The 18808-nt window shown below is 70.9% G+C and carries 23 protein-coding genes; 12 read left to right on the forward strand and 11 right to left on the reverse strand.

Annotated features, from left to right (window positions below; genetic code table 11):
- The first annotated feature begins 152 nt into the window (after positions 1-152).
- From AB0I15_RS41735 to AB0I15_RS41750, 4 genes are read left to right on the forward strand one after another with little or no spacing between them, the layout of a single operon-like run.
- Positions 153-2246 (forward strand): ATP-binding protein, encoded by a 2094-nt coding sequence (locus AB0I15_RS41735; RefSeq protein ID WP_358108909.1) that lies wholly within the window; start codon positions 153-155, stop codon positions 2244-2246.
- Positions 2247-2259: 13 nt separating this feature from the next.
- Positions 2260-2667, forward strand: a complete 408-nt coding sequence (locus AB0I15_RS41740; protein ID WP_358108912.1) for a roadblock/LC7 domain-containing protein — start codon at positions 2260-2262, stop codon at positions 2665-2667.
- Positions 2664-3026 carry a DUF742 domain-containing protein gene (locus AB0I15_RS41745; RefSeq protein ID WP_358108915.1) on the forward strand — a complete coding sequence of 121 codons (363 nt, stop codon included), beginning with the start codon at positions 2664-2666 and terminating at the stop codon, positions 3024-3026. The genes AB0I15_RS41740 and AB0I15_RS41745 overlap by 4 nt, the downstream gene beginning before the upstream one ends.
- On the forward strand, positions 3007-3579 hold the full coding sequence (locus AB0I15_RS41750) for an ATP/GTP-binding protein (RefSeq protein ID WP_358108918.1): 573 nt from the start codon (positions 3007-3009) through the stop codon (positions 3577-3579). The genes AB0I15_RS41745 and AB0I15_RS41750 overlap by 20 nt, the downstream gene beginning before the upstream one ends.
- Here AB0I15_RS41750 and AB0I15_RS41755 read toward each other — a convergent pair.
- The 3 genes from AB0I15_RS41755 to AB0I15_RS41765 are packed head-to-tail and all read right to left on the reverse strand — an operon-like array spanning position 3576 to position 7032.
- A complete protein-coding gene (locus AB0I15_RS41755; RefSeq protein WP_358108921.1) occupies positions 3576-3950 on the reverse strand; it encodes a DUF742 domain-containing protein in 375 nt (124 codons plus the stop codon). The genes AB0I15_RS41750 and AB0I15_RS41755 overlap by 4 nt on opposite strands.
- A complete protein-coding gene (locus tag AB0I15_RS41760; RefSeq protein WP_358108924.1) occupies positions 3947-6301 on the reverse strand; it encodes a nitrate- and nitrite sensing domain-containing protein in 2355 nt (784 codons plus the stop codon). Before AB0I15_RS41760 ends, AB0I15_RS41755 begins: the two co-directional genes overlap by 4 nt.
- Positions 6302-6357: 56 nt before the next feature.
- Positions 6358-7032, reverse strand: coding sequence for a DUF998 domain-containing protein (locus tag AB0I15_RS41765; protein WP_358108927.1), 675 nt, complete (start codon positions 7030-7032; stop codon positions 6358-6360).
- 151 nt (positions 7033-7183) lie between these two features.
- On the opposite strand from AB0I15_RS41765, the gene AB0I15_RS41770 reads away from it, so the two are divergent.
- Positions 7184-8080: a TIGR03619 family F420-dependent LLM class oxidoreductase gene (locus tag AB0I15_RS41770; RefSeq protein WP_358108930.1), complete on the forward strand. Its 897-nt coding sequence runs from the start codon at positions 7184-7186 to the stop codon at positions 8078-8080.
- A 3-nt stretch (positions 8081-8083) separates the two neighbouring features.
- Here the strand turns inward: AB0I15_RS41770 and AB0I15_RS41775 are convergent, their stop codons facing one another.
- The 4 genes from AB0I15_RS41775 to AB0I15_RS41790 form a co-directional block, all read right to left on the reverse strand.
- Positions 8084-9496, reverse strand: coding sequence for an FGGY family carbohydrate kinase (locus AB0I15_RS41775; protein ID WP_358108934.1), 1413 nt, complete (start codon positions 9494-9496; stop codon positions 8084-8086).
- Positions 9493-10638 (reverse strand): xylose isomerase, encoded by a 1146-nt coding sequence (gene xylA, locus AB0I15_RS41780; RefSeq protein ID WP_358108936.1) that lies wholly within the window; start codon positions 10636-10638, stop codon positions 9493-9495. Before xylA ends, AB0I15_RS41775 begins: the two co-directional genes overlap by 4 nt.
- Before the next feature lie 30 nt (positions 10639-10668).
- Positions 10669-10857 carry a hypothetical protein gene (locus AB0I15_RS41785; protein WP_358108940.1) on the reverse strand — a complete coding sequence of 63 codons (189 nt, stop codon included), beginning with the start codon at positions 10855-10857 and terminating at the stop codon, positions 10669-10671.
- Between the two features lie 62 nt (positions 10858-10919).
- The gene (locus AB0I15_RS41790; protein ID WP_358108943.1) at positions 10920-11369 is read right to left on the reverse strand and encodes a MarR family transcriptional regulator; all 450 of its coding nucleotides are present in this window, start codon (positions 11367-11369) and stop codon (positions 10920-10922) included.
- Between the two features lie 61 nt (positions 11370-11430).
- On the opposite strand from AB0I15_RS41790, the gene AB0I15_RS41795 reads away from it, so the two are divergent.
- Positions 11431-11940: a VOC family protein gene (locus tag AB0I15_RS41795; RefSeq protein ID WP_358108946.1), complete on the forward strand. Its 510-nt coding sequence runs from the start codon at positions 11431-11433 to the stop codon at positions 11938-11940.
- An 89-nt stretch (positions 11941-12029) separates the two neighbouring features.
- Complete coding sequence (locus AB0I15_RS41800; RefSeq protein WP_358108949.1) at positions 12030-12248, forward strand: hypothetical protein; 219 nt, start codon at positions 12030-12032, stop codon at positions 12246-12248.
- A 36-nt stretch (positions 12249-12284) separates the two neighbouring features.
- On the opposite strand, the gene AB0I15_RS41805 is transcribed toward AB0I15_RS41800, so the two are convergent.
- Positions 12285-13565: a TIGR04013 family B12-binding domain/radical SAM domain-containing protein gene (locus tag AB0I15_RS41805; protein WP_358108952.1), complete on the reverse strand. Its 1281-nt coding sequence runs from the start codon at positions 13563-13565 to the stop codon at positions 12285-12287.
- Between the two features lie 60 nt (positions 13566-13625).
- Between AB0I15_RS41805 and AB0I15_RS41810 the strand changes: the two genes are divergently transcribed.
- Both AB0I15_RS41810 and AB0I15_RS41815 read left to right on the forward strand, forming a co-directional pair.
- Positions 13626-14078 carry a MarR family transcriptional regulator gene (locus AB0I15_RS41810; RefSeq protein WP_358108955.1) on the forward strand — a complete coding sequence of 151 codons (453 nt, stop codon included), beginning with the start codon at positions 13626-13628 and terminating at the stop codon, positions 14076-14078.
- A 100-nt stretch (positions 14079-14178) separates the two neighbouring features.
- Entirely contained in the window at positions 14179-15318 is a 1140-nt protein-coding gene (locus tag AB0I15_RS41815; protein WP_358108958.1) for an MFS transporter, read from the forward strand.
- Here AB0I15_RS41815 and AB0I15_RS41820 read toward each other — a convergent pair.
- Complete coding sequence (locus AB0I15_RS41820) at positions 15303-15761, reverse strand: GNAT family N-acetyltransferase (protein WP_358108961.1); 459 nt, start codon at positions 15759-15761, stop codon at positions 15303-15305. The two genes, AB0I15_RS41815 and AB0I15_RS41820, sit on opposite strands and share 16 nt — an antisense overlap.
- Positions 15762-15797: 36 nt before the next feature.
- Positions 15798-16253 (reverse strand): hypothetical protein, encoded by a 456-nt coding sequence (locus AB0I15_RS41825; protein WP_358108964.1) that lies wholly within the window; start codon positions 16251-16253, stop codon positions 15798-15800.
- Between the two features lie 303 nt (positions 16254-16556).
- Here AB0I15_RS41825 and AB0I15_RS41830 point away from each other — a divergent pair, with 303 nt between their 5' ends.
- From AB0I15_RS41830 to AB0I15_RS41840, 3 genes are all read left to right on the forward strand, one after another.
- Complete coding sequence (locus tag AB0I15_RS41830; RefSeq protein ID WP_358108967.1) at positions 16557-17561, forward strand: S1 family peptidase; 1005 nt, start codon at positions 16557-16559, stop codon at positions 17559-17561.
- 165 nt (positions 17562-17726) lie between these two features.
- Positions 17727-18104, forward strand: a complete 378-nt coding sequence (locus AB0I15_RS41835; RefSeq protein WP_358108970.1) for a VOC family protein — start codon at positions 17727-17729, stop codon at positions 18102-18104.
- A gap of 2 nt (positions 18105-18106) precedes the next feature.
- Positions 18107-18481 (forward strand): VOC family protein, encoded by a 375-nt coding sequence (locus AB0I15_RS41840; RefSeq protein ID WP_358108973.1) that lies wholly within the window; start codon positions 18107-18109, stop codon positions 18479-18481.
- A gap of 76 nt (positions 18482-18557) precedes the next feature.
- On the opposite strand, the gene AB0I15_RS41845 is transcribed toward AB0I15_RS41840, so the two are convergent.
- Complete coding sequence (locus AB0I15_RS41845; protein ID WP_358108976.1) at positions 18558-18722, reverse strand: hypothetical protein; 165 nt, start codon at positions 18720-18722, stop codon at positions 18558-18560.
- Positions 18723-18808 lie beyond the last annotated feature (86 nt).

Here is an 18808-nt window from a genome sequence, read left to right on the forward strand (position 1 = left end):
TGTTCCTCCCACTGCGCCCGGGGCATAAACGGTGCTAGTCTCCTGTGCGATCTTCCGGAGGTGTATTTACACAAGGTGTGGAAATGCCCCCGACTCGAGGTTGGGACATGGGCTCGCGAAACCGGTCAATTCGGTTCAAGATCTTCTTATTGTTGCTGCTACCCCTCCTGTCTCTGAGCGCGCTCTGGGGTTTCGTCCTCAACCTGACCATGGGCGACGCGCAGTCACTGCTCCGGGCCAACACGCTCTATCAGACGATCGGCGTCACCTCCACCGACCTGGGCTTACAGTTGCAGGCCGAAAGGGTGCGCTCCGCGGAGGCGCTCACTACGCGTGAGCTCACCGAGGTGCTCGGCGGCCAGCGCGCCCGCACCGACAAGTCGGTGACCGACTTCAAGCAGGCCGTGACCGAGGCCGGCGACGCCGTCGGAGACGACCTGCGCCTGTCCCTCGGCACCCTCGGCGGCCAGCTCGACCGCCTCGGCTCGATCAGGTCCGACATCGACGGCGGGATCAGCTCCCGCCTCGCCGGGCTGAACGAGTACAACCGCATCCTCGACTCGATCTTCATGCTCTACGACAACATGGTCTCGGTCTCCGACCTGACGATCTTCCAGCAGGCGTCGTCGATGCAGGCCATGGGCATGGCCAGGGAGTACATCGCCAGAGGACACGCCCTCGTCATCGGCGCGCTGGCCGACAAGCGGCTCACCGAGCCGGAGCGGGCGGCCTTCACCGAGTACGTGGCCTCCAGGAAGTTCCTGCACGCGCGCGGGCTCGCGGGGCTCGACGTGTCGCTGCGCAGGCCGTACGAGCAGGTCTTCGCCACCGAGCCGTTCCTCACCTTCGCCACCATGGAGGCCCGGGTCGTCAAGACCGGCACGCCGCCGCCCGACCCCGCCGCCTGGCACGAGGCCGTGGACAAGCTCACCGCCCGCCTCGACAAGATCGGCGTCACCGCCTCCGGCACCCTGGCCACCCGTACGTCCGAGGCCGCCACCTCCACCGTCGTCAAGATCGCCGTCGCGGGCGGCATCGGCTTGATCGCCGTGCTCGCGTCGATCATCATCTCTGTACGCTTCGGTCGCCGCCTGGCCGGAGAGCTGGCCGGGCTGCGTGCCGCCGCGGTCGAGCTGTCGCAGAGACGGCTGCCCGACATCGTGGCGCGGCTGCGCAAGGGCGAGGACGTCGACGTGCGGAAGGAGGCCAAGCCCATCAAGGTGAGCGGTTCCGCTGAGATCACCGACGTGGCCAAGGCCTTCGGCTCCGTGCAGCGCACCGCCGTGCGCGCCGCGGTCGGCCAGGCCGCGCTGCGGCACGGGGTAGGCCAGGTCTTCCTCAACCTCGCCCGGCGCAAGCAGGGCCTGCTGCACCGCCAGCTCGCGCTGCTCGACGCCATGCAGCGCCGTACACACGACCCCGACAGGCTGGAGGAGCTCTTCCGCCTGGACCACCTGACCACCCGCATGCGGCGCCACGCCGAGAGCCTCATGGTGCTGTCCGGCGCCGCCCCCGGGCGGGCCTGGCGCAAGCCGGTGCCGGTGATCGACATCGTCCGGGCCGCCGTCGCCGAGGTCGAGGACTACACCCGGGTCTCGGTCGAGACGATGCCGGTCAGCGCGTTCGACGGAACCGCCGCGGCCGACCTCACCCACCTCGTCGCCGAGCTGCTCGAGAACGCCACCATCTACTCGCCGCCGGACACCGTCGTACGGGTGCGCGGCGACCTGGTGAGCAACGGATACGCCCTCGAGGTGGAGGACAAGGGCCTCGGGCTGCCGCCCGAGGAGTACGAGCGGCTCAACGCGCTGCTCGCCGCGCCGCCGGAGTTCGACCTGGCCGACAGCGACAGGCTGGGTCTGTTCGTGGTGGCCAAGCTGGCCGAACGCCACGGGATCAAGGTCCTGCTGCGCCGCTCGCCGTTCGGCGGCACGACGGCCATCATGCTCGTGCCGCGCTCGATGGTGACCGAGCAGGCGGCGCTGGAGGCGGGCGGCGGCGACGGCAAGGCCGCGCTGCCGGGCCGTACGAGGAAGAAGGCGCTCGCGGTCGTGACCTCGGGCACCCACGCCGGGCTGCCGAGGAGAGCGCGCCAGACCAATCTGCCGCCGCAGCTCAAGGACGAGAGACCGCCTGAGCCCGAGCAGCCGGCCGAACGCTCTCCCGACGAGGTACGCGACCTGTTCTCCGCCTTCCAGCGGGGAACCCAACGCGCCCGAGAAGAAGCCTCTGAGGAGGGGCCATGAGTAAGGGGGATGCATGAGTGTGCCGACCACGAACACTGGTGAGCTGAACTGGTTGCTGGACGATCTGGCATCCAGGGTCGCGGCGGTGCGCCAGGCGGTCATCTTGTCGACCGACGGCCTGGCGGTGGGCTATTCCAAAGGATTGGTACGCGAGGACGCCGAGCACCTGTCCGCGGTGGCGGCCGGGTTCCAGAGTCTGGCCCGCGGCACCGGGCGCCATTTCGGCGGCGGCGACGTGCGGCAGACCATTGTGGAGATGGAGACGGCGTTCTTGTTCGTGACGGCGGCGGGTCAGGGCACATGCCTGGCCGTGATCGCCGACGCGAACGTCGACGTGGGCCACATCGCTTACGAGATGGCGATGCTGGTCAAGCGGGTTGGGCAGCACATCACCACGAATCCGCGTGCTGGAGCGTCATGAGCGATAGCCCGCAGTGGTTCGATGAGGAGGCCGGCCCCGTGGTCCGGCCTTATGCTCTCATCCGCGGTCGGACGCGCTCCTCGGGAGACGCGTTCGACCTGGTGGCGACCGTACGCGCGATCGGCGACCCGCCGGCCGAGCTCGGTCCTGAACAGCAACTCATCCTGCGGGCAGCCCGTAACCCGATCTCGGTGGCCGACCTGGCCGTCGAGCTCGACCTGCCCGTCGGTGTCATCCGGGTGCTGCTCGGTGACATGCGTGACAACGGCCTCATCTCGGTGACGTCACCCTCGGCTGGAGGGTCGCGCTCGAATGAGCGCATTCTCAAGGAAGTGATCAATGGACTCCGTGCTCTCTGAGGACCCCGTCGCGCTCAAGATCTTGATCGCAGGGGGGTTCGGCGTCGGCAAGACCACTCTGGTCGGGTCGATCAGCGAGATCAAGCCGCTGCGCACGGAAGAGGTGCTCTCCGATCGCGGAATCGGCATCGACGACCTCGACGGCGTGGAAACCAAGAACACCACGACCGTGGCGATGGACTTCGGCCGCATCACGATCCGCGACGGGCTGGTCGTGTACCTGTTCGGCACCCCCGGGCAGGAACGGTTCTGGTTCATGTGGGACGAGCTGTCCTACGGCGCGCTGGGCGCCGTGGTGATCGCCGACACCCGGCGGCTGACTGACTGCTTCCCGTCCGTCGACTACTTCGAGCAGCGCGGCACGCCGTTCGTGGTGGCCGTCAACTGCTTCGAGGGCGCCGACCAGCACAGCGTCGACGACGTGCGCATCGCGCTCGACCTCGACGAGGACGTCCCGGTCATGCTCTGCGACGTACGGCGGCGGACCTCGGCCAAGGAGGTCATGATCACGCTCGTCGAGCACTCCTTGAGGACGCTCGCCTCGGCGAACTAGAGCGCCCGCAGGCCGTTGATCACCTCGCGGAGAAGACTCTCCGACGGGGTGGCGGCCTTGTCGCGCGGGGGCCGCACGGTCACCAGGCCGTACTCGAGCAGGTCCCCCAGCAGCACCCGCACCACGCCGACGGGCAGGCCCAGATCCGAGGCGATCTCGGCGACGGGCCTGCTCTGTCCCGCCGTGCCGCTCAGCAGCCGCCGGTGCTGGGCGCTCAGCTCGGCGTTGGACGGGGCGGGCAACCCGGTCGCGACGACGATCGCCAGCAGGTCGACCTCCGAGGAGGCGGACCGGGTGCGTCCGCGCGCGACCGCATAAGGCCGCACGACGGGCCCAGCCTCCTCGTCAACCCACTCGTGCTCGCGGCTCACGATTCAGATCCCCCATCCTGGTCGCTTTCCTGCCGTCCGCGCTGCCAGCCTGACTGGAGCGAGGAGAGCAATGCCCGGGCCTCCTCGGGCGAGCGCTCCTCAGCCGGCGGTACGGGGGACGGCGCCTGCTTGAGCCTCTGCGGCAGGCTGGTCTGCCGCTCGCGCTGGGGCAGGCCGGTGGCGGGCCGCTCCTCACGCTGTGGCAGGCCGGTGGAGCGCTCGCGTTGCGGCAGGCCCGCCGGACGCTCGCGCTGGGGCAGCCCCGTGGGCCGCTCGCGGCGCAGCGGCTCGACGTCGTCCTGCGGCGCGGCCTGCTGCGGCATCTCCTGGGGCGTCTGCGCAGGCGTCTGCTGCGGCAGCGCGGTGGTCGCGGAACGCCGGCTCGTACGCACCCGGCGCGGCAGCTCACCCGGCGCCGTGGTCTCCGGCCGGACGACGGACACGGAGACGGACTCGAACTCGATCGGCTGCACCGGGGTCGTCATGGGCTCGACCAGCGCGGCCGGCACCAGGACGATGGCCGTCGTGCCCCCGTACGGGCTGGGCTTGAGCGTCACCCTGACGCCGTGCCTGGCCGCGAGCATGCCGACCACCGCGAAGCCCAGCCGCTCCGTCTGCGACGGGTCGAACTCCGGCGGGCTGGCCAGGCGCTCGTTGATGACCCGGCGGGTCGCCTCGTCCATGCCCAGGCCACGGTCCTCCACTTCGACGGCGAAGCCCCTGCCCACCATCTCGCCGCGGACGGACACCTCGTTGGTGGGCGAGGAGAAGGAGGCGGCGTTCTCGATCAGCTCGGCGAACAGGTGCATGAGGTCGGCCACCGCCGCGCCGGAGACGCCGGCCTCGGGCATCGGGTAGACGCGGACCCTGGTGTACTCCTCCACCTGGGCGGCCGCGCCGCTCAGGACGTCCTCCATCGGGATGACGCCGCGCCACCGGCGTCCGGCCGCGCCACCCGAGAGCAGCACCAGGCCCTCGGCGTGACGGCGCATGCGGGTGGTCAGGTGGTCGAGCTTGAACAGCCGCTCGAGAGCCTCGGGTTCCTCCGTCTGGCGCTGCATCTCGTCGAGCAGCCTGAGCTGGCGCTGCAGCAGCGACTGGCTCCTCCTGGCCAGGTTGCGCAGCGCCTCGGAGACGCCCTCGCGCATCCTGGCCTGCCCGACGGCCGCGTCCACGGCCGTGCTCTGCACGCTGTCGAACGCCGCGGCCAGGTCGCCGACCTCGCTGGTCGGGTTGCGGCCCACGTCGATCGGCGGGGCCTCCAGCGCGATGTCCACGCTCTCGCCCTTGCGCAGCTTGTCCACGACCTCGGGCAGCCTGATCTCGGCCAGGTCCAGCGCGGTACGGCGCAGCGCCCCCAGCTCACGGGTGAGCCGGCGGCCGACCCTGATCGAGATGAAGACGGAGAAGACGACCGCGATCAGGCCGAGCGCGCCGGCCACGGCGGCCCGCACCACGATGCCGATGCCCGCGGGCTCCATCCTGGCCAGCAGCTTGTCGCCAGTGCGCCAGACGGCCTCGCGGTACTCCTTCTGCACCTGCTCGGCGATGCCCCGCCAGAGGTCGACGTCAAGGGGCTGGCCGTTGACGTAGCCCTCCAGGAGGTTCTCCATGGTGACGTACCGGGGCGAGAAGTACAGCTTCTCGAACGGCGAGCGCAGCTCCGTGTCGAGGTTGGCCAGGGCCTTCGGGAACAGGTACGTCCGGGTGCCGTCGATGCCGGCCAGCAGGTGGACGTCGTGCATGCTCGCCCGGCCGTTCGAGGCGACGATCAGGGCGTGCTCGCGGGCCAGCAGCTCGCGCACCTCGTCGGCGGCGATGAGGCCCTGGGCCTGCAGGGCGAGGTCGAGGTCGGTGCTCACGATCAGGCGCGAGTAGAGGAGGTGGACCTCGTCGGAGATCTTCGCGTACTCGGTGACGAGGCCGCCGGGGGTGAGCCGGCGCTGGTCCACCTTCAGCCGCATGTCGGGCAGCCGGTCGATGGCCGCGAAGACGGTCTGGAGCTGCGTCTTCATGTCCTGCGTGAGCGCGGCCTGGGTGTCCTCGGCCATCACCCGCTGGCGCAGGGTCTTGTGGTTGTTGTCCACCTTGGCCCGCGCCTTGGACAGCGCGCTGGGATCCTTCACCGTGCCGGCCAGCAGCTCGGCGGAGGCCAGGCGCTCGGTCTGCAGGTTGCCCACCAGGCCGTCGGTGTTGTTGATGATCCCGGTCCAGATGGTCTCAACCCTGAGCAGGTTGACGGCCTCTCCCGCCGTGGTGCTCGCGGCGAAGCCCCAGAGAGCGATCAGGGAGATCAAGGGGATGACGAGCAGCGTCGAGATCTTGAATCTGATGGATCTGCCCGATGCCATGACACCTGCTCCCGGATAGAAGATCGCGGGAGAGAATAGCACCGAACGCGATGGTTTTAAGATCGACTAGCGATAAATCTGTGATATGTCGGGAAATTGAGGGCTTCTGCGCCCTGTCGGCGCCATGTCAGCCGCACGAGCCACGCCGCCAGCACCACCAGCAAGGCGACCTCCGCGCCGAGGAGCAACCGCTCCACGAGCCCGATCATGACCCGCTCGCCCGGCATGGCGACGTAGGTGATCGCCAGCAGCCCGAACCCCCCGGCCAGGGCCACCCACTCCACCACCCTCGCCACGGGCTTCCAGGAGGCGTCTGAGGCCAGTCTGGGAACCATCAGGGCGCCCGCGGCGGGCAGGCTGACGAAGGCGGCGATGGAGACGTACCGGTGGATCTGGGCCGCGAGGTCGAGGTCGTGGCCGATGGGCGTCGTCGGGACGATCGCGGCCACCACCAGCGCGCCCGACCAGACCAGCAGCAACCGCTCGGGCATCCCCTTGATCGGCGCCCCCGCCGCTCGCAGGCCCGCCAGCAGCGCCAGTGACCCGATCCCGAGCACCGCCATCGCGACCTCCGTGACGCCCCCGCGGTCGGACACGGCGTACTCGCTGACGGTGATGTTCATGGGGTCGAGGTAGGGGTCGGGGCCGAACTGCCCGACGACGACGGCGACCACCGAGAACAGGATCGAGGCACAGGCGATCAGGGGGTAGAGCCTCTTTGCTGCGGTCATGGGGGCAACTCTTCCGTTCTGCGCGAATGCGCACATCAGGCCCCGTCCCCGACCCGTCCCTGAGGCGACCCTGAGACGGGAGCCGGAAGGACGGCAAGTTCGCCGGTCGTGCTCCGACCACCTCAGGAACGACCATCCAGAGGAGGAACCGATGAACATCCCACGTATCGGCGTGAGCCTGCCGCATTTCGGACCCCATGCCGGGCCGGACGGCGTGGTCACCGTGGCGCGGGCGGCCGAGCGGCTGGGCTTCCACGCCGTGTCCGTGAGCGAGCGCCTGCTCATGCCCGCCCAGCCCGGCTGGCACAACGGCGCGGACCTGCCGCGGTCGCACGTGTGGGACCCGATCGAGACGCTGACCTGGGCCGCCGCCCACACCGAGCGGATCAGGGTGAGCACCGGCATCGTGAACGCGATCTACCAGCCGCCGATTCTGCTGGCCCGGCGGCTGGCCACGCTCGACCGGCTGTCACGGGGGCGGCTGGACGCCGGCGTCGGCCAGGGAGGCGGCGGCACCCCGGAGACGGCGTACGGCATCGCCGAGGAGTTCGAGGCCGCCGGGGTGCCCATGAGCCGCCGCGGGGCCGGGTTCGAGGAGCACATCGCCGCGATGCGGGCGTGCTGGGGGCCGGATCCGGTCGAGTTCCGGGGCGAGCACTACCGGATCCCGCTGTCGGCGGTCGGGCCCAAGCCGTGGGGCGCCACGATCCCGCTCTTCGTCGGCGCGCTCGTGCCCCGCTCCATCGAACGCGCCGCCCGGGTCGGCGACGGCTTCATCACGGTGGCCCTGCCCTCGGGCTGGGACGACGCCCGCCGCGCCGTCGAGCGCTACCGCGGGTTCGGCGGCAAGGGCACCGTCGTGGTGAACACCGTCCAGGACCATCCGGCGGGGCCGATCTCCGAGGAGTCGTTCCTCGACCTGGTGCTGGGCGACCTGGAGCGGGCGGCGGCCGCGGGCGCGGACGAGACGCACCTCTCGCTCAACCTGGCGTCCGTGCATCCGGATCGCCAGGCCGAGCTGCTGGAGGCGCTCGCGGCCCGGCTCTGAGGATCAGTCGAGGATGTGCCGGGTCGCGCGGGCGTAGCGGGCGCGGATCTCGGGGACCGCCTCCCCCTCGTACGACTCCGTGTCCTCGGAACCCCAGTCGGGGGTGGTCACCAGCGTGGCGGCCTGGTAGGCGGCCCCGTTGGCGACGTATTCGGCGGGAGGGGGCACCGTGATCGGGACGCCGAAGATCGTGGGGGCGATGCGCCGGACCGCCTCGGACCGGGCCGCGCCGCCGATCAGCAGCACCCGCTCCGGCCGCATCGCCAGCGCGTCCAGCGCGTCCGCCAGGCCGCACAGCATGCCCTCGATGGCCGCCCGCGCCAGGTGGGCGGGGGTGGAGGTGGCCAGGGTCAGGCCGTGGATCGAGCCGGTCGCGGTCGGGCGGTTGGGCGTGCGCTCCCCCTCCAGGTACGGGACCAGCGTGAGACCCTCCGCCCCCGGCGGAGCCTGGAGGGCCAGGTCGCTCAGCTCGTCGAGCCCGGCCCCGGTGATCCGGGCGGCGGCGTCCATGACGCGGGCGGCGTTGAGCGTGCACACCAGCGGCAGGAAGCGGCCCGTCGCGTCGGCGAAGCCCGCCACCACGCCCGTGGGGTCGGCGCTGGGCGTCTCCGCGACCGCGAACACCGTGCCGGACGTGCCGAGCGAGACGACGACGTCGCCCGGCCGGGCGCCCACGCCGAGCGCGGCGGCCATGTTGTCGCCCGTGCCCGGCGCGATCACGACCCGCCCGCCCGCGGCCTCCTCCGCCGGGCCCAGCACCCTGGGCAGCAGCGGGACGGCGCCGAAGGCGGCCTTGAGCAGGTCTGTACGGTAGGAGCCCGTCGCCGGCGACCAGTAGCCCGTGCCCGAGGCGTCACCCCGGTCCGTCGTGAGCCGGTCGAGGGGCGGCGTGGGCGCGTCCTGCCAGGCCGCCGCGTCGAACGGGCCCGAGGCGAGCGCGCCCGCCAGCCGCCACGTGAGCCAGTCGTGCGGCAGGCACACCGCCGCCGTGCGCCGCGCGTTGTCCGGCTCGTGCTCGGCCAGCCAGCGCAACTTGGTCACGGTGAACGAGGCGACGGGCACCAGGCCCACGCCGTCGGCCCACGCCTGGGGGCCGCCCAGCTCGCCGATCAGGTCGAGCGCGGCCTGGGCGGAACGGGTGTCGTTCCACAGCAGGGCCTCGCGTACGACGTTTCCGGACTCGTCGAGGCAGACCATGCCGTGCTGCTGCCCGCCCACGCTGATGGCGGCCACGTCGTCCAGCCCGCCGGCCTCCTCGATGGCCCGCAGCAGCGCGGTCCACCAGTGTGAGGGGTGCACCTCGGTGCCCTCGGGGTGGGCGGCGCGGCCCTGCCGCACCAGCGCTCCCGTCTCCGCGTCCCTAATGACGACCTTGCAACTCTGCGTGGAGGAATCGACCCCAGCGACCAGCGTCACCCACGAACTCCTAACAAGTGCTCCAGCGCAAGCTGGTTCAGATGGGAGAAATGGTATCCGCGCGCCGCGGCCTCATCCGGATCGAAGTCGTCGTGGGCGAGGTCGGCCAGCGTCTCACCGCGGTTGAGCGTGGGCAGGCCGAGCTCGTCGACGCGGGAGGCGCGCAGCGCGTCACGTACTTCCGGATCGGCGCGGAAGTTTCGGGCCCGCTCCCGAAGAATCAGATATGTCCGCATATTGGCGGCGGCCGAGGCCCAGACGTCCGATGGCTCCTCGGTGCGCAGCGGCTTGTAGTCGAAGTGGCGGGGGCCGTCGTAGCCGCCGTGCTCCAGCAGGTCCACCAGGAAGAACGCGCTCATCACGTCGCCGTGCCCGAAGATCAGGTCCTGGTCGAAGCGGGGCCCGTGCTGGCCGTTGAGGTCGATGTGGAAGAGCTTGCCGTGCCACAGCGCCTGGGCGATGCCGTGCACGAAGTTGAGCCCGGCCATCTGCTCGTGGCCGACCTCGGGGTTGAGGCCCACCATCTCCGGATGCTCCAGCTCGCCGATGAACGCCAGGGCGTGGCCGATCGTGGGCAGCAGGATGTCGCCGCGGGGCTCGTTGGGCTTGGGCTCGAGGGCGAAGCGGAGACCGTAGTCGTGCTCGCGTACGTAGCCGCAGAGCAGGTCGATGGCCTCCTTGTAGCGCCCGAGCGCCGAGCGCACGTCCTTGGCCGCGTCGGACTCGGCCCCCTCGCGGCCGCCCCAGCACACGTAGGTGGTGGCGCCCAGCGAGGCGGCCAGGTCGAGGTTGCGCATGACCTTGCGCAGCGCGTAGCGCCGCACGTCGCGGTCGTTGCTGGTGAAGGCGCCGTCGCGGAAGACGGGGTGGGTGAACAGGTTGGTGGTGGCCATGGGCACTTTCAGCCCGGTCTCGGCGAGCGCCTTCCTGAACGCCGCGATCGCCCGGTCGCGATCGGGCTCGACGGCGAGCAGGTCGTCGTCGTGGAAGGTGACGCCGTAGGCCCCCAGCTCGGCCAGCCGATGCACGCTCTCGACAGGGTCGAGGGGCGCCCGAGCGGCGTCCCCGAACGGATCGCGCGCCTGCCAGCCGACCGTCCACAGACCGAAAGTGAATCGATCATCAGGGGTTGGCTCGTACATGCCTTCGATGCTCCCCTGGTGATCAGTTGTTCACAAGCCCGAGGGATCACGCCCCACGCTGATCTCCTCCGCGATCTTCCTGATCTCCGTCACCTCGAGGCCGGGCGCCTTGGGCAGGTCGCGCAGCAGCGCGTCCATCACCACAGGCACGGGCTGGCCGGCGAACCGCCCCGCGATGCCGTGGACCGCCAGGAACAGAGCCTCTTCGGTGTCGTGCATTCGGCAATCTCCTTGTTCGGGTACCGGGAGAACGCTACGGCCTCCGCACGACACTTCGCTCGCTACCTCTCCAGCGTGTTCCGGACGGTGGCGCAAATCTCGTCGAGATGGCGTACCTGCTCGGGGGTGAGGATGTCGAACAGGCTGCGCCGCACCTCCTCGACGTGGCCGGGGGCGGCGGCGGCCAGGGCGGCGTAGCCGTCGCCGGTGAGCACGGCGAAGAAGCTGCGACGGTCGGCGGGGCAGCGCTCGCGGCGGATCCACCCGCGCTCCTCCAGGCGCGCCACGGCGTGCGACAGACGGCTCTGGGAGCTCTGGGCCCTGGCGGCCAGTTCGCTCATGCGCATCGAGCGCTCAGGCGCCTCGGAGAGCGCCACGAGGATCATGTAGTACGTGTGCGGCATGCCCGCGTCCCGCTGCAACTGCCGGTCGAGCGCCTCGTTGAGGAGCTGGGTCGCGGCCACGAGGTTCCGCCAGGCGTGCTGTTCGTCCTCATCCAGCCATCTGGTCACCCTCCCAATTTAGTTGAACTCTCATATACTTGGGGCAGAACTTTGTCGAAAGGGGTAGACCATGCCGGTCCAGCGGCTCAACCACGCGGTCCTTTACGTCCGTGACGTGGAGCGCAGCGTCGCCTTTTACCGGGAGGCCCTCGGCTTCGAGGTCGTCATGGGCATGCGGGGCGCCGCGTTCCTCCAGGCTCCCGGCTCGTCCAACGACCACGACCTGGGCCTGTTCGAGATCGGTGCGAACGCGGCCCCCTCAACGGCCGGCCGCACCTCCGTCGGCCTCTATCACCTGGCGTGGGAGGTCGACACGCTCGAGGAGCTCGAACTGGTCGAGGCCAAGCTGTCCGAGCTGAACGCGCTGGTCGGCGCCTCCGACCACAGCACCACCAAGGCGCTCTACGCCCGCGACCCCGACGGGCTGGAGTTCGAGGTGTCGTGGCTGGTGCCGGCCGCGCTGCTGACCGAGGAGATCCTCGCCGGCCGCACCAGCATCCGCGCGCTCGACCTGAGCGCCGACAAGCAGCGGTACGGCGCACAGACCAGGGGCGGCGTGGGCGTGTCCATCCCCGTCTGAAGTACCGTGGAAGCATCGACCCCTCCTTCCGCGGAGACCTCCACGGCCGACTTCCACGGAGAACGGTCATGCCAAGCGATCCTGACCATGTGCTCGACGCCATCGACGGTGTCGTCGACGAGTGGGAGACCCTGAGCGCTGACGCCATGCGCTGGGCGCCTCCCGAGACCAAGAGTCCCGATTTCATGACCGAGGTGACCGAGATCTTCGGTCCGCTGGTCAACGCGTTCTCGCAGGCGCTGCGTCCGGTCAGCGACGCGTTCGAACGGGTGCTGCAAACCTTCGACGGTGACGACGAGCGGGACTGACCCCGCCCGTCGTCACGATTCCCGGGCCCGGTGCGGTCAGGGGGTGCGGCGGCGAGGGGTGCGGCGGGGGTAGGCCTTGGCCGTCTCCGCCAGGCGGGCGGCGTGCTCGGCCTGCTTGCGCCAGTGCCCGTAGGCGTCGCCGCGCTGGGCCAGCCGGTCGAGCTCGCTCATGGTCGCCAGCGGGATGAACGCCGGCTCGGCGTCGCGCCACGGCGTGCCCGGCAGCGGCATGAACGTGTGCGTGTGGATGCGGGCGCCCAGGTCGGCCAGGTCGGAGGCGAGTTCGAGCGAGCTCGCCTGATCCTGCTCGGTCTCGCCCGGCATGCCGAAGATGAAGTCCACGTTCGGCCGGAAGCCGTGCTCGACCGCGATCCGGACGGCATCGCGTACGGGCGAGGTGTCGTGACCGCGCCCGGAGGCGGCCAGCACCCGGTCGGATCCCGACTGCGCGCCGATGATCAGGTTGTCGTTGGCCACATAGCGCTTGAGCAGCCGCATGGCCTCCGGGGTGACGTGCTCGGGGCGCACTTCGGAGGGGAAGCTGCCGAAGAACACCCGGCCGTGCGGCGGCAACTCCTCCTTGACCCCGGCCAGCAGCCCCTCCACCGCGTCGAGGTCGGGGTCGGGCCCGGGAGAGCCGTAGGAGAGCGAGGTCGGCGTGATGAACCGCACGTCGCGCAGGCCCCTGGCGACCATGCCGCGCACGTGCTCGCGCACACTGGCGACCGAGCGGTGGCGGAACTGGCCGCCGAACATGAACGGCGTCTGGCAGAAGCGGCAGGTGTAGCGGCAGCCCCGGGTGATCTCGATCGGCCCGTTCCTGCCCGTGAACGAGGGGTAGGCGTCGAGCGGCAACTGCGGCGCCGGCCTGGTGCGCAGCGCGACGCCGTCGGCGTCCTTGATGGCCAGGCCGGGCACCGAGGTGAGCGGCTCGTCCCGCTGCAGCGCCCGGACGAGGGCGATGATCGTGGACTCGCCCTCGCCGATCGCCGCCAGGTCCCAGCCGGCGTCGATGACCTGCTGCGGCTCGGCCGTGGCGTGCACGCCGCCCGCGATGTGCAGCCCCCGCCCGCCGCTGAGCGACCTGACCGTGGCCAGCTCGGCGGCCATGGCCTCGGCGTCAGGGGAGTAGAACGACCAGAGCACGAGCACGCGGTCGGCCTCACCGGCCACGATGTGCGCGGCGGTCTCTTCGGGGGTGGTGCCGAGCCGCAGGTCGTGCTCGACCCCCGCGGTCTCCAGGGCGGCGAGCAGCGCGTGCACGCCGTACGTCACCGCCTTGCGATAGCGGACCACCACGCTCACTGCCAGCCCCACGTCCCGCAGCGTAGCCCAGCACGCCCGCCATGGAATCAACAGCGCTGTTACTTTAACCTCATGACCGGACTGGGAACGTTGATGCGTCACGTCCACGAGCTGATGGACAACGCCATCGCCGACGTCTACGCCGGCGTCGGCCTGCCGGAATACCGGCCCCGCTACTCCCCCGTCGTGCGCACACTGGTCGAACAGGGCCCGATGGCCATCCGCGACCTGGCCAAGGCCATCGGCGTGACCCACTCGGCCGCCAGCCAGACCGTGATCCAGATGCGCCGGGACGGGTTCGTCACCATGGAGAAGGGCGCCGACGCCCGCCACCGCATCGCGCACCTCACCGACAAGTCCCGCGCCGCGCTCCCCCTCATCGAGGCCGAGTGGCAGGCCACCGCGCGGGCGATGCGCGAGCTGGACGCGGAGCTGCCCGTGCCGCTGGAGGAGATGCTGGGGGCCATGCTGCGGGCGCTGGGCCGGCGCGATTTTCGCGCGCGCATCGGGGACCTGTCGCTCTAGACTCGTCCTCATGACCTGGCGACATTGATCCATAACCAAGGGGCGCGGGCCTCCGAGACGACGAGCACTCGGAGTCCCTACTCGTCCCCCTGGAAGGCCCATGCTCGTCGCATCGCTGTACGTCTACGCGTTCCTCAGTGAATTCATCCTGATCTACCCGGTCTACACGCTGCTGTTCACCGACACCGGGATCTCGGTCGCCCAAGCCTCCTCCCTGTTCGCCATCTGGTCGCTGACGGGCCTGCTGCTGGAGGTCCCCTCGGGCGCCTGGGCCGACACGGTCTCCAGGCGTCTGCTCCTGTTCCTGGGCCCGCTGCTGACGGGCCTCGGGTTCGCGCTGTGGCTGCTGTTCCCGTCCTACTGGGTGTTCGCCCTCGGGTTCGTCCTGTGGGGCGCGGGCGAGGCGCTGATCTCGGGCTCGTACGAGGCCCTGGCCTACGAGGAGCTGGAGCGGCGCGGCCGGGCTCACCGCTACGCGACCGTGATGGGCCGGGCGACCTCGCTCGGCCTGGTCGCCAACGCGGCGGCCATCGGCCTGGCCGTGCCCGTCTTCGCCGCCGGCGGCTACCCCGTCGTGGGCATGGCCAGCGTGCTGGCCTGCGTCGTGGGCGCGGCCGTGGCCCTGACGCTGCCCGAGCACCGTACGCCCGGCTCGGCCGGGGAGCGGCGCTACCTGGCGATCCTGCGTGAGGGGATCACCCAGGCCCGCGCGGACCGCGGCGTGCTGCGCGCGGTGCTGCTGGTCTCCTTCGTGACGGCCATCTGGGGTGCGCTGGAGGAGTACGTGCCGTACCTGGGCGCCGAGACGGGCGTGGCCAAGACCACGATCCCGCTGCTGATCCTCCTGGTGTGGGTGGGCGCCACGGCGGGCGGCCTGCTGGCGGGACCGGCCGAGCGCATGCCCGCCCGCGCGTACGCCCTGACGCTCGGCCTGGCGGCGGCGGCCCTGGCGGCGGGGGCGGCCAGCGGGCACGCGGCCGGGTTCGTGCCGATCGCCGTGGCCTTCGGGGCGTTCCAGCTCGCGGGGGTGCTGGCCGACGTGCGGCTGCAGGAGCGCATCACCGGCCCGGCCCGCGCCACCGTGACCTCGGTCGCCGGCCTGGGCACGAACGTGGTCACGCTGACCGTCTACACCGCCTATGGGGCGGCGTCGCCGTACGCGTCGCATGGGGTGACGTTCACGCTCCTGACGCTCCCGTACGTGCTCATCGCCCTGCTGGCGGCTCAGTCGTCGCGGTAGAGCGACAGGCACACCAGGTCGGCCTCGAACCCGATGGCCTGCCAGAAGTCGTGGTCGGCCGTGGCCGCGCGGTCGGACAGGTGGCGGACGGTCCGCGCGCCCTGCCCGAGCAGCCACCCGACCGCGGCCTCGGCCAGGGCCCTGGGCACGCCCTCGCCGCGTTCGCGCGGCAGGGCGTACAGGGAGTCGATCTCCCCGACCAGGCCGGGCAGCAGGCCGTCGCCGCCGCCGAGCCGGCCCTTGACGAATCCGACGAGCTCGTCGTCCGCCTCCGCCACCAGGCAGAAGGCGTCGCGGTGCCAGGCGGACATGGACAGCATCCGGGCCAGGTCGCGCCGGCCCTCATCGCTGAGCGGCCCGCCGCCCGGCGTCTCGGCGCACATGCGGTCCCACAGGCCGCAGACCGTCTCGCCCTCGCCCTCGCGAATCCGTCTGATCTCCATACCCGTTTCTTCGGTTCACCGGGCCCAGGATTACGGTCAGTAGCGGGACGGAATTCGCTTGGGCAGAGGCGGCGGCTCGGGCACCTCCTCCTCGTCCTGCGGCGGTCGCGGCGGCTCCTGCCGGGCCCCGCGCCAGCGGGAGGGGAAGACCGAGGCGGCCAGCAGCAGGCACCCGACGGGCAGGGCCCAGGTGTCGAGGAGCCCCAGGTACGTCTCGACGTACGGGCGCGGCAGCAGGACGGGCACCAGCCAGGGCACGCCCGCCTGCGCCGCCGCGCCGAACCCGGTGAAGACCAGGCCGGGCACCAGGGACGCCAGCGGCGAGATCCGCGACCCGGCCAGCACGCCGACGAAGGCCATGGTGGCGGTGAGCGTGCCGAGCGCGACCCACTCCGGGGCGAGATGGGCGTGGCCCAGGAAGCCCGCCGCGATCAACGGCGTGGCCGGCAGGCCCGCACCGGCGCCGAGCAGATGACGAACACCATTACGCACAGAGAACACCTCCAGCAACGGGACCTTACCGATCCGTCAGGATGTTCACCTTTAAGGCGGCAAATTCCCGATTCAGGTCTACGACCAAAAAGCCGCCATAACACCGAAATAGTGCTCGTTTGGTATCTAAGCAGGATTCGTAGCAACCGTTAGCTTGACAGCACCCCCACCCGAGGAGTGCACATGTTGAGTAAGCGCTGTGCGCTGGTCGGCGGCGTCATCCTCGCCGTCAGCCTGGCAACCCCACTCAGCCCAGCAGCAGCCGACCAAGCACCTCAATCCGCCTCCCCCGCACCCCCCACCATGATCGACGCACTCGAGCGCGACCTCGGTCTGTCCGAGGCGCAGGTCGTCACCCGGCTGGCCAACGAAGAGAAGGCCATGTCCGTGGAGGCGAACCTGACCACCGCACTGGGCGCCTCGTACGGCGGGGCCTGGCTCAACGCCGACGCCTCCAAGCTCATGGTCGCCACCACGGACGCGGCGGCGACCGCGGCCATCGAGGCGCAGGGCGCACAGCCCGTCGTCGTCTCGCGCTCCATGGCACAGCTCAACGGCGTCATGGCGCAGCTCGACCGGGCACCGCGGCGCGCCCAGCTCGGCGCGGCCCTGTGGTTCGTGGACGTGACCACCAACACCGTCTCCATCCAGGCCGCCACGGTCGCGGCCGCCGAGGCCCTCGCCGCCGCGGCGGGCGTCGACAGGAGCGCGGTGAGCGTGGCGGCGACCGCTGAGCAGCCGACCACGTACATCAACATCATCGGCGGCGCGGCGTACTACATCGGCGGCAGCCGCTGCAGCGTCGGCTTCGCCGTCACCAGGGGCAGCACCCCCGGCTTCACCACGGCAGGGCACTGTGGCCGGGCCGGCAACGCCACCACCCAGCCGACGGGCACCTTCCAGGGCTCGTCGTTCCCGGGCAACGACTACGCGTGGGTCGCCGCCCCCGGCAACACCGCCACGCCGTACGTACGCGGCTCCGGCGGCGCGAACGTGACCGTCCGCGGCTCCACGCAGGCCTCGGTCGGCTCGTCCATCTGCCGCTCCGGCTCCACCACCGGCTGGCGCTGCGGCACCATCCAGCAGCACAACGCCACCGTCCGGTACGCCCAGGGCACCGTCACCGGCCTGACCCGCACCAGCGCGTGCGCCCAGCCCGGCGACTCCGGCGGCTCGTTCATCTCGGGCAGCCAGGCCCAGGGCATGACCTCCGGCGGCTCGGGCAACTGCTCGGTCGGCGGTACGACATATCACCAGCCGGTCAATGAGGCCCTGAGCGCGTACGGGCTCACCCTCAGAGTCGGCTAGGCCCCCGAAACCGCGCGGCGTGCCCTTTCCCCGGGCGCGCCGCGCCATTTCACGTCGGCGGCCGGTGGCGCCGCGATCGGAAGCATCGGACATGATCTTTTCCCGGGGCCGATGACTTTCGCCGGGCCGCCGGGTCTGCACATCGACGAGAGAAAGGACCTCGCGATGAAGCGACCCGTCCTGGGCAGCCTGCTGCTGTCCAGCACCGACCCCGACCGCCTGCGCACCTGGTACGCCGCCGTACTCGACCCGGAGGGCGACACCGACGTCAACGGGTACCGGGTGCTCAAGTTCGGGGACTTCTTCCTGTTCATCGACTCCAGGACGGACGTGGCCGACAAGAACCCGGAACCCGGCAGGGTGATCATGAACTTCGACGTGGCGGACGCCCGAACCGTCGCGGCCCGTATGGACCGGGCGGGCGTGACCTGGCTGGCCGAGCTCGAGGACCGAGACGGCAGCCTGTTCGCCACCGCGATCGACCCGGACGGCAACTACGTCCAGATCATCCAGCTCAGCGAGGCGCATCGAGGGGGGATGTGACCATGTTCGGCACGAGCAAGGCGTTCAGCGGCTTCTCGGTGAACGACATCGAGACCGCCGGGAAGTTCTACGGCGAGACCCTGGGCATCCGGGTCTCGGAGGCCAACGGCCTGCTGACCCTGCACCTGGCGGGCGGCACGGAGGTGCTGGCCTATCCCAAGGGGGACGCGCACGTCCCGGCCACGTACACGATCCTCAACTTCCCCGTCGAGGACATCGACAAGGCGGTGGCGGAGCTGACGGCGCGCGGGGTGCGGTTCGAGCGCTACGAGGGCTTCGAGCAGGACGAGCACGGCGTGGCCAGGGGCGACGGCGGCCCGCCGATCGCCTGGTTCACCGACCCGGCGGGCAACATCCTGTCGGTCCTCCAGGTGTGATCCCTCGGCCGGGCGCGCGCGCCGTGGCGAGCGCGCGCCCGCTCAACCGGCCCCCCGCGATCGGTGGCGGGCCGCATCACTCCGGGAGCCGGCCGCGTCGCCGGAAGGTCGTGTCGGACGGGAGCAGCCCCGCGACGACCGCGGCGAGCCCCGCACGGCACGCGGCGAACACCACTGAGCCGGCGGCCAGCAGGAAGGGAATACCCAGGATCACAAAGAGGAACAGCCATCCTAAGATCACGGGAGAATGGTACGCAGCCCTGCCAAGGGACAGCCGACGCTTTGGCCGGCCTTCCTGTGACCACCACCGGCAATTCGGCGGTCAGC

Origin of the sequence: Nonomuraea sp. NPDC050643, assembly GCF_040654715.1 — a bacterium.
Lineage (GTDB): Bacteria > Actinomycetota > Actinomycetes > Streptosporangiales > Streptosporangiaceae > Nonomuraea.

Excerpts from the sequence above, each read along its gene's own strand:
- AB0I15_RS41740 (WP_358108912.1), top strand. The coding sequence starts at position 2,260 with ATGAGTGTGCCGACCACGAACACTGGTGAGCTGAACTGGTTGCTGGAC.
- AB0I15_RS41745 (WP_358108915.1), top strand. The coding sequence starts at position 2,664 with ATGAGCGATAGCCCGCAGTGGTTCGATGAGGAGGCCGGCCCCGTGGTC.
- AB0I15_RS41750 (WP_358108918.1), top strand. The coding sequence starts at position 3,007 with ATGGACTCCGTGCTCTCTGAGGACCCCGTCGCGCTCAAGATCTTGATC.
- AB0I15_RS41760 (WP_358108924.1), bottom strand. The coding sequence starts at position 6,301 with ATGGCATCGGGCAGATCCATCAGATTCAAGATCTCGACGCTGCTCGTC.
- AB0I15_RS41765 (WP_358108927.1), bottom strand. The coding sequence starts at position 7,032 with ATGACCGCAGCAAAGAGGCTCTACCCCCTGATCGCCTGTGCCTCGATC.
- AB0I15_RS41770 (WP_358108930.1), top strand. The coding sequence starts at position 7,184 with ATGAACATCCCACGTATCGGCGTGAGCCTGCCGCATTTCGGACCCCAT.
- xylA (WP_358108936.1), bottom strand. The coding sequence starts at position 10,638 with ATGTACGAGCCAACCCCTGATGATCGATTCACTTTCGGTCTGTGGACG.
- AB0I15_RS41785 (WP_358108940.1), bottom strand. The coding sequence starts at position 10,857 with ATGCACGACACCGAAGAGGCTCTGTTCCTGGCGGTCCACGGCATCGCG.
- AB0I15_RS41795 (WP_358108946.1), top strand. The coding sequence starts at position 11,431 with ATGCCGGTCCAGCGGCTCAACCACGCGGTCCTTTACGTCCGTGACGTG.
- AB0I15_RS41810 (WP_358108955.1), top strand. The coding sequence starts at position 13,626 with ATGACCGGACTGGGAACGTTGATGCGTCACGTCCACGAGCTGATGGAC.
- AB0I15_RS41815 (WP_358108958.1), top strand. The coding sequence starts at position 14,179 with ATGCTCGTCGCATCGCTGTACGTCTACGCGTTCCTCAGTGAATTCATC.
- AB0I15_RS41820 (WP_358108961.1), bottom strand. The coding sequence starts at position 15,761 with ATGGAGATCAGACGGATTCGCGAGGGCGAGGGCGAGACGGTCTGCGGC.
- AB0I15_RS41830 (WP_358108967.1), top strand. The coding sequence starts at position 16,557 with ATGATCGACGCACTCGAGCGCGACCTCGGTCTGTCCGAGGCGCAGGTC.
- AB0I15_RS41835 (WP_358108970.1), top strand. The coding sequence starts at position 17,727 with ATGAAGCGACCCGTCCTGGGCAGCCTGCTGCTGTCCAGCACCGACCCC.
- AB0I15_RS41840 (WP_358108973.1), top strand. The coding sequence starts at position 18,107 with ATGTTCGGCACGAGCAAGGCGTTCAGCGGCTTCTCGGTGAACGACATC.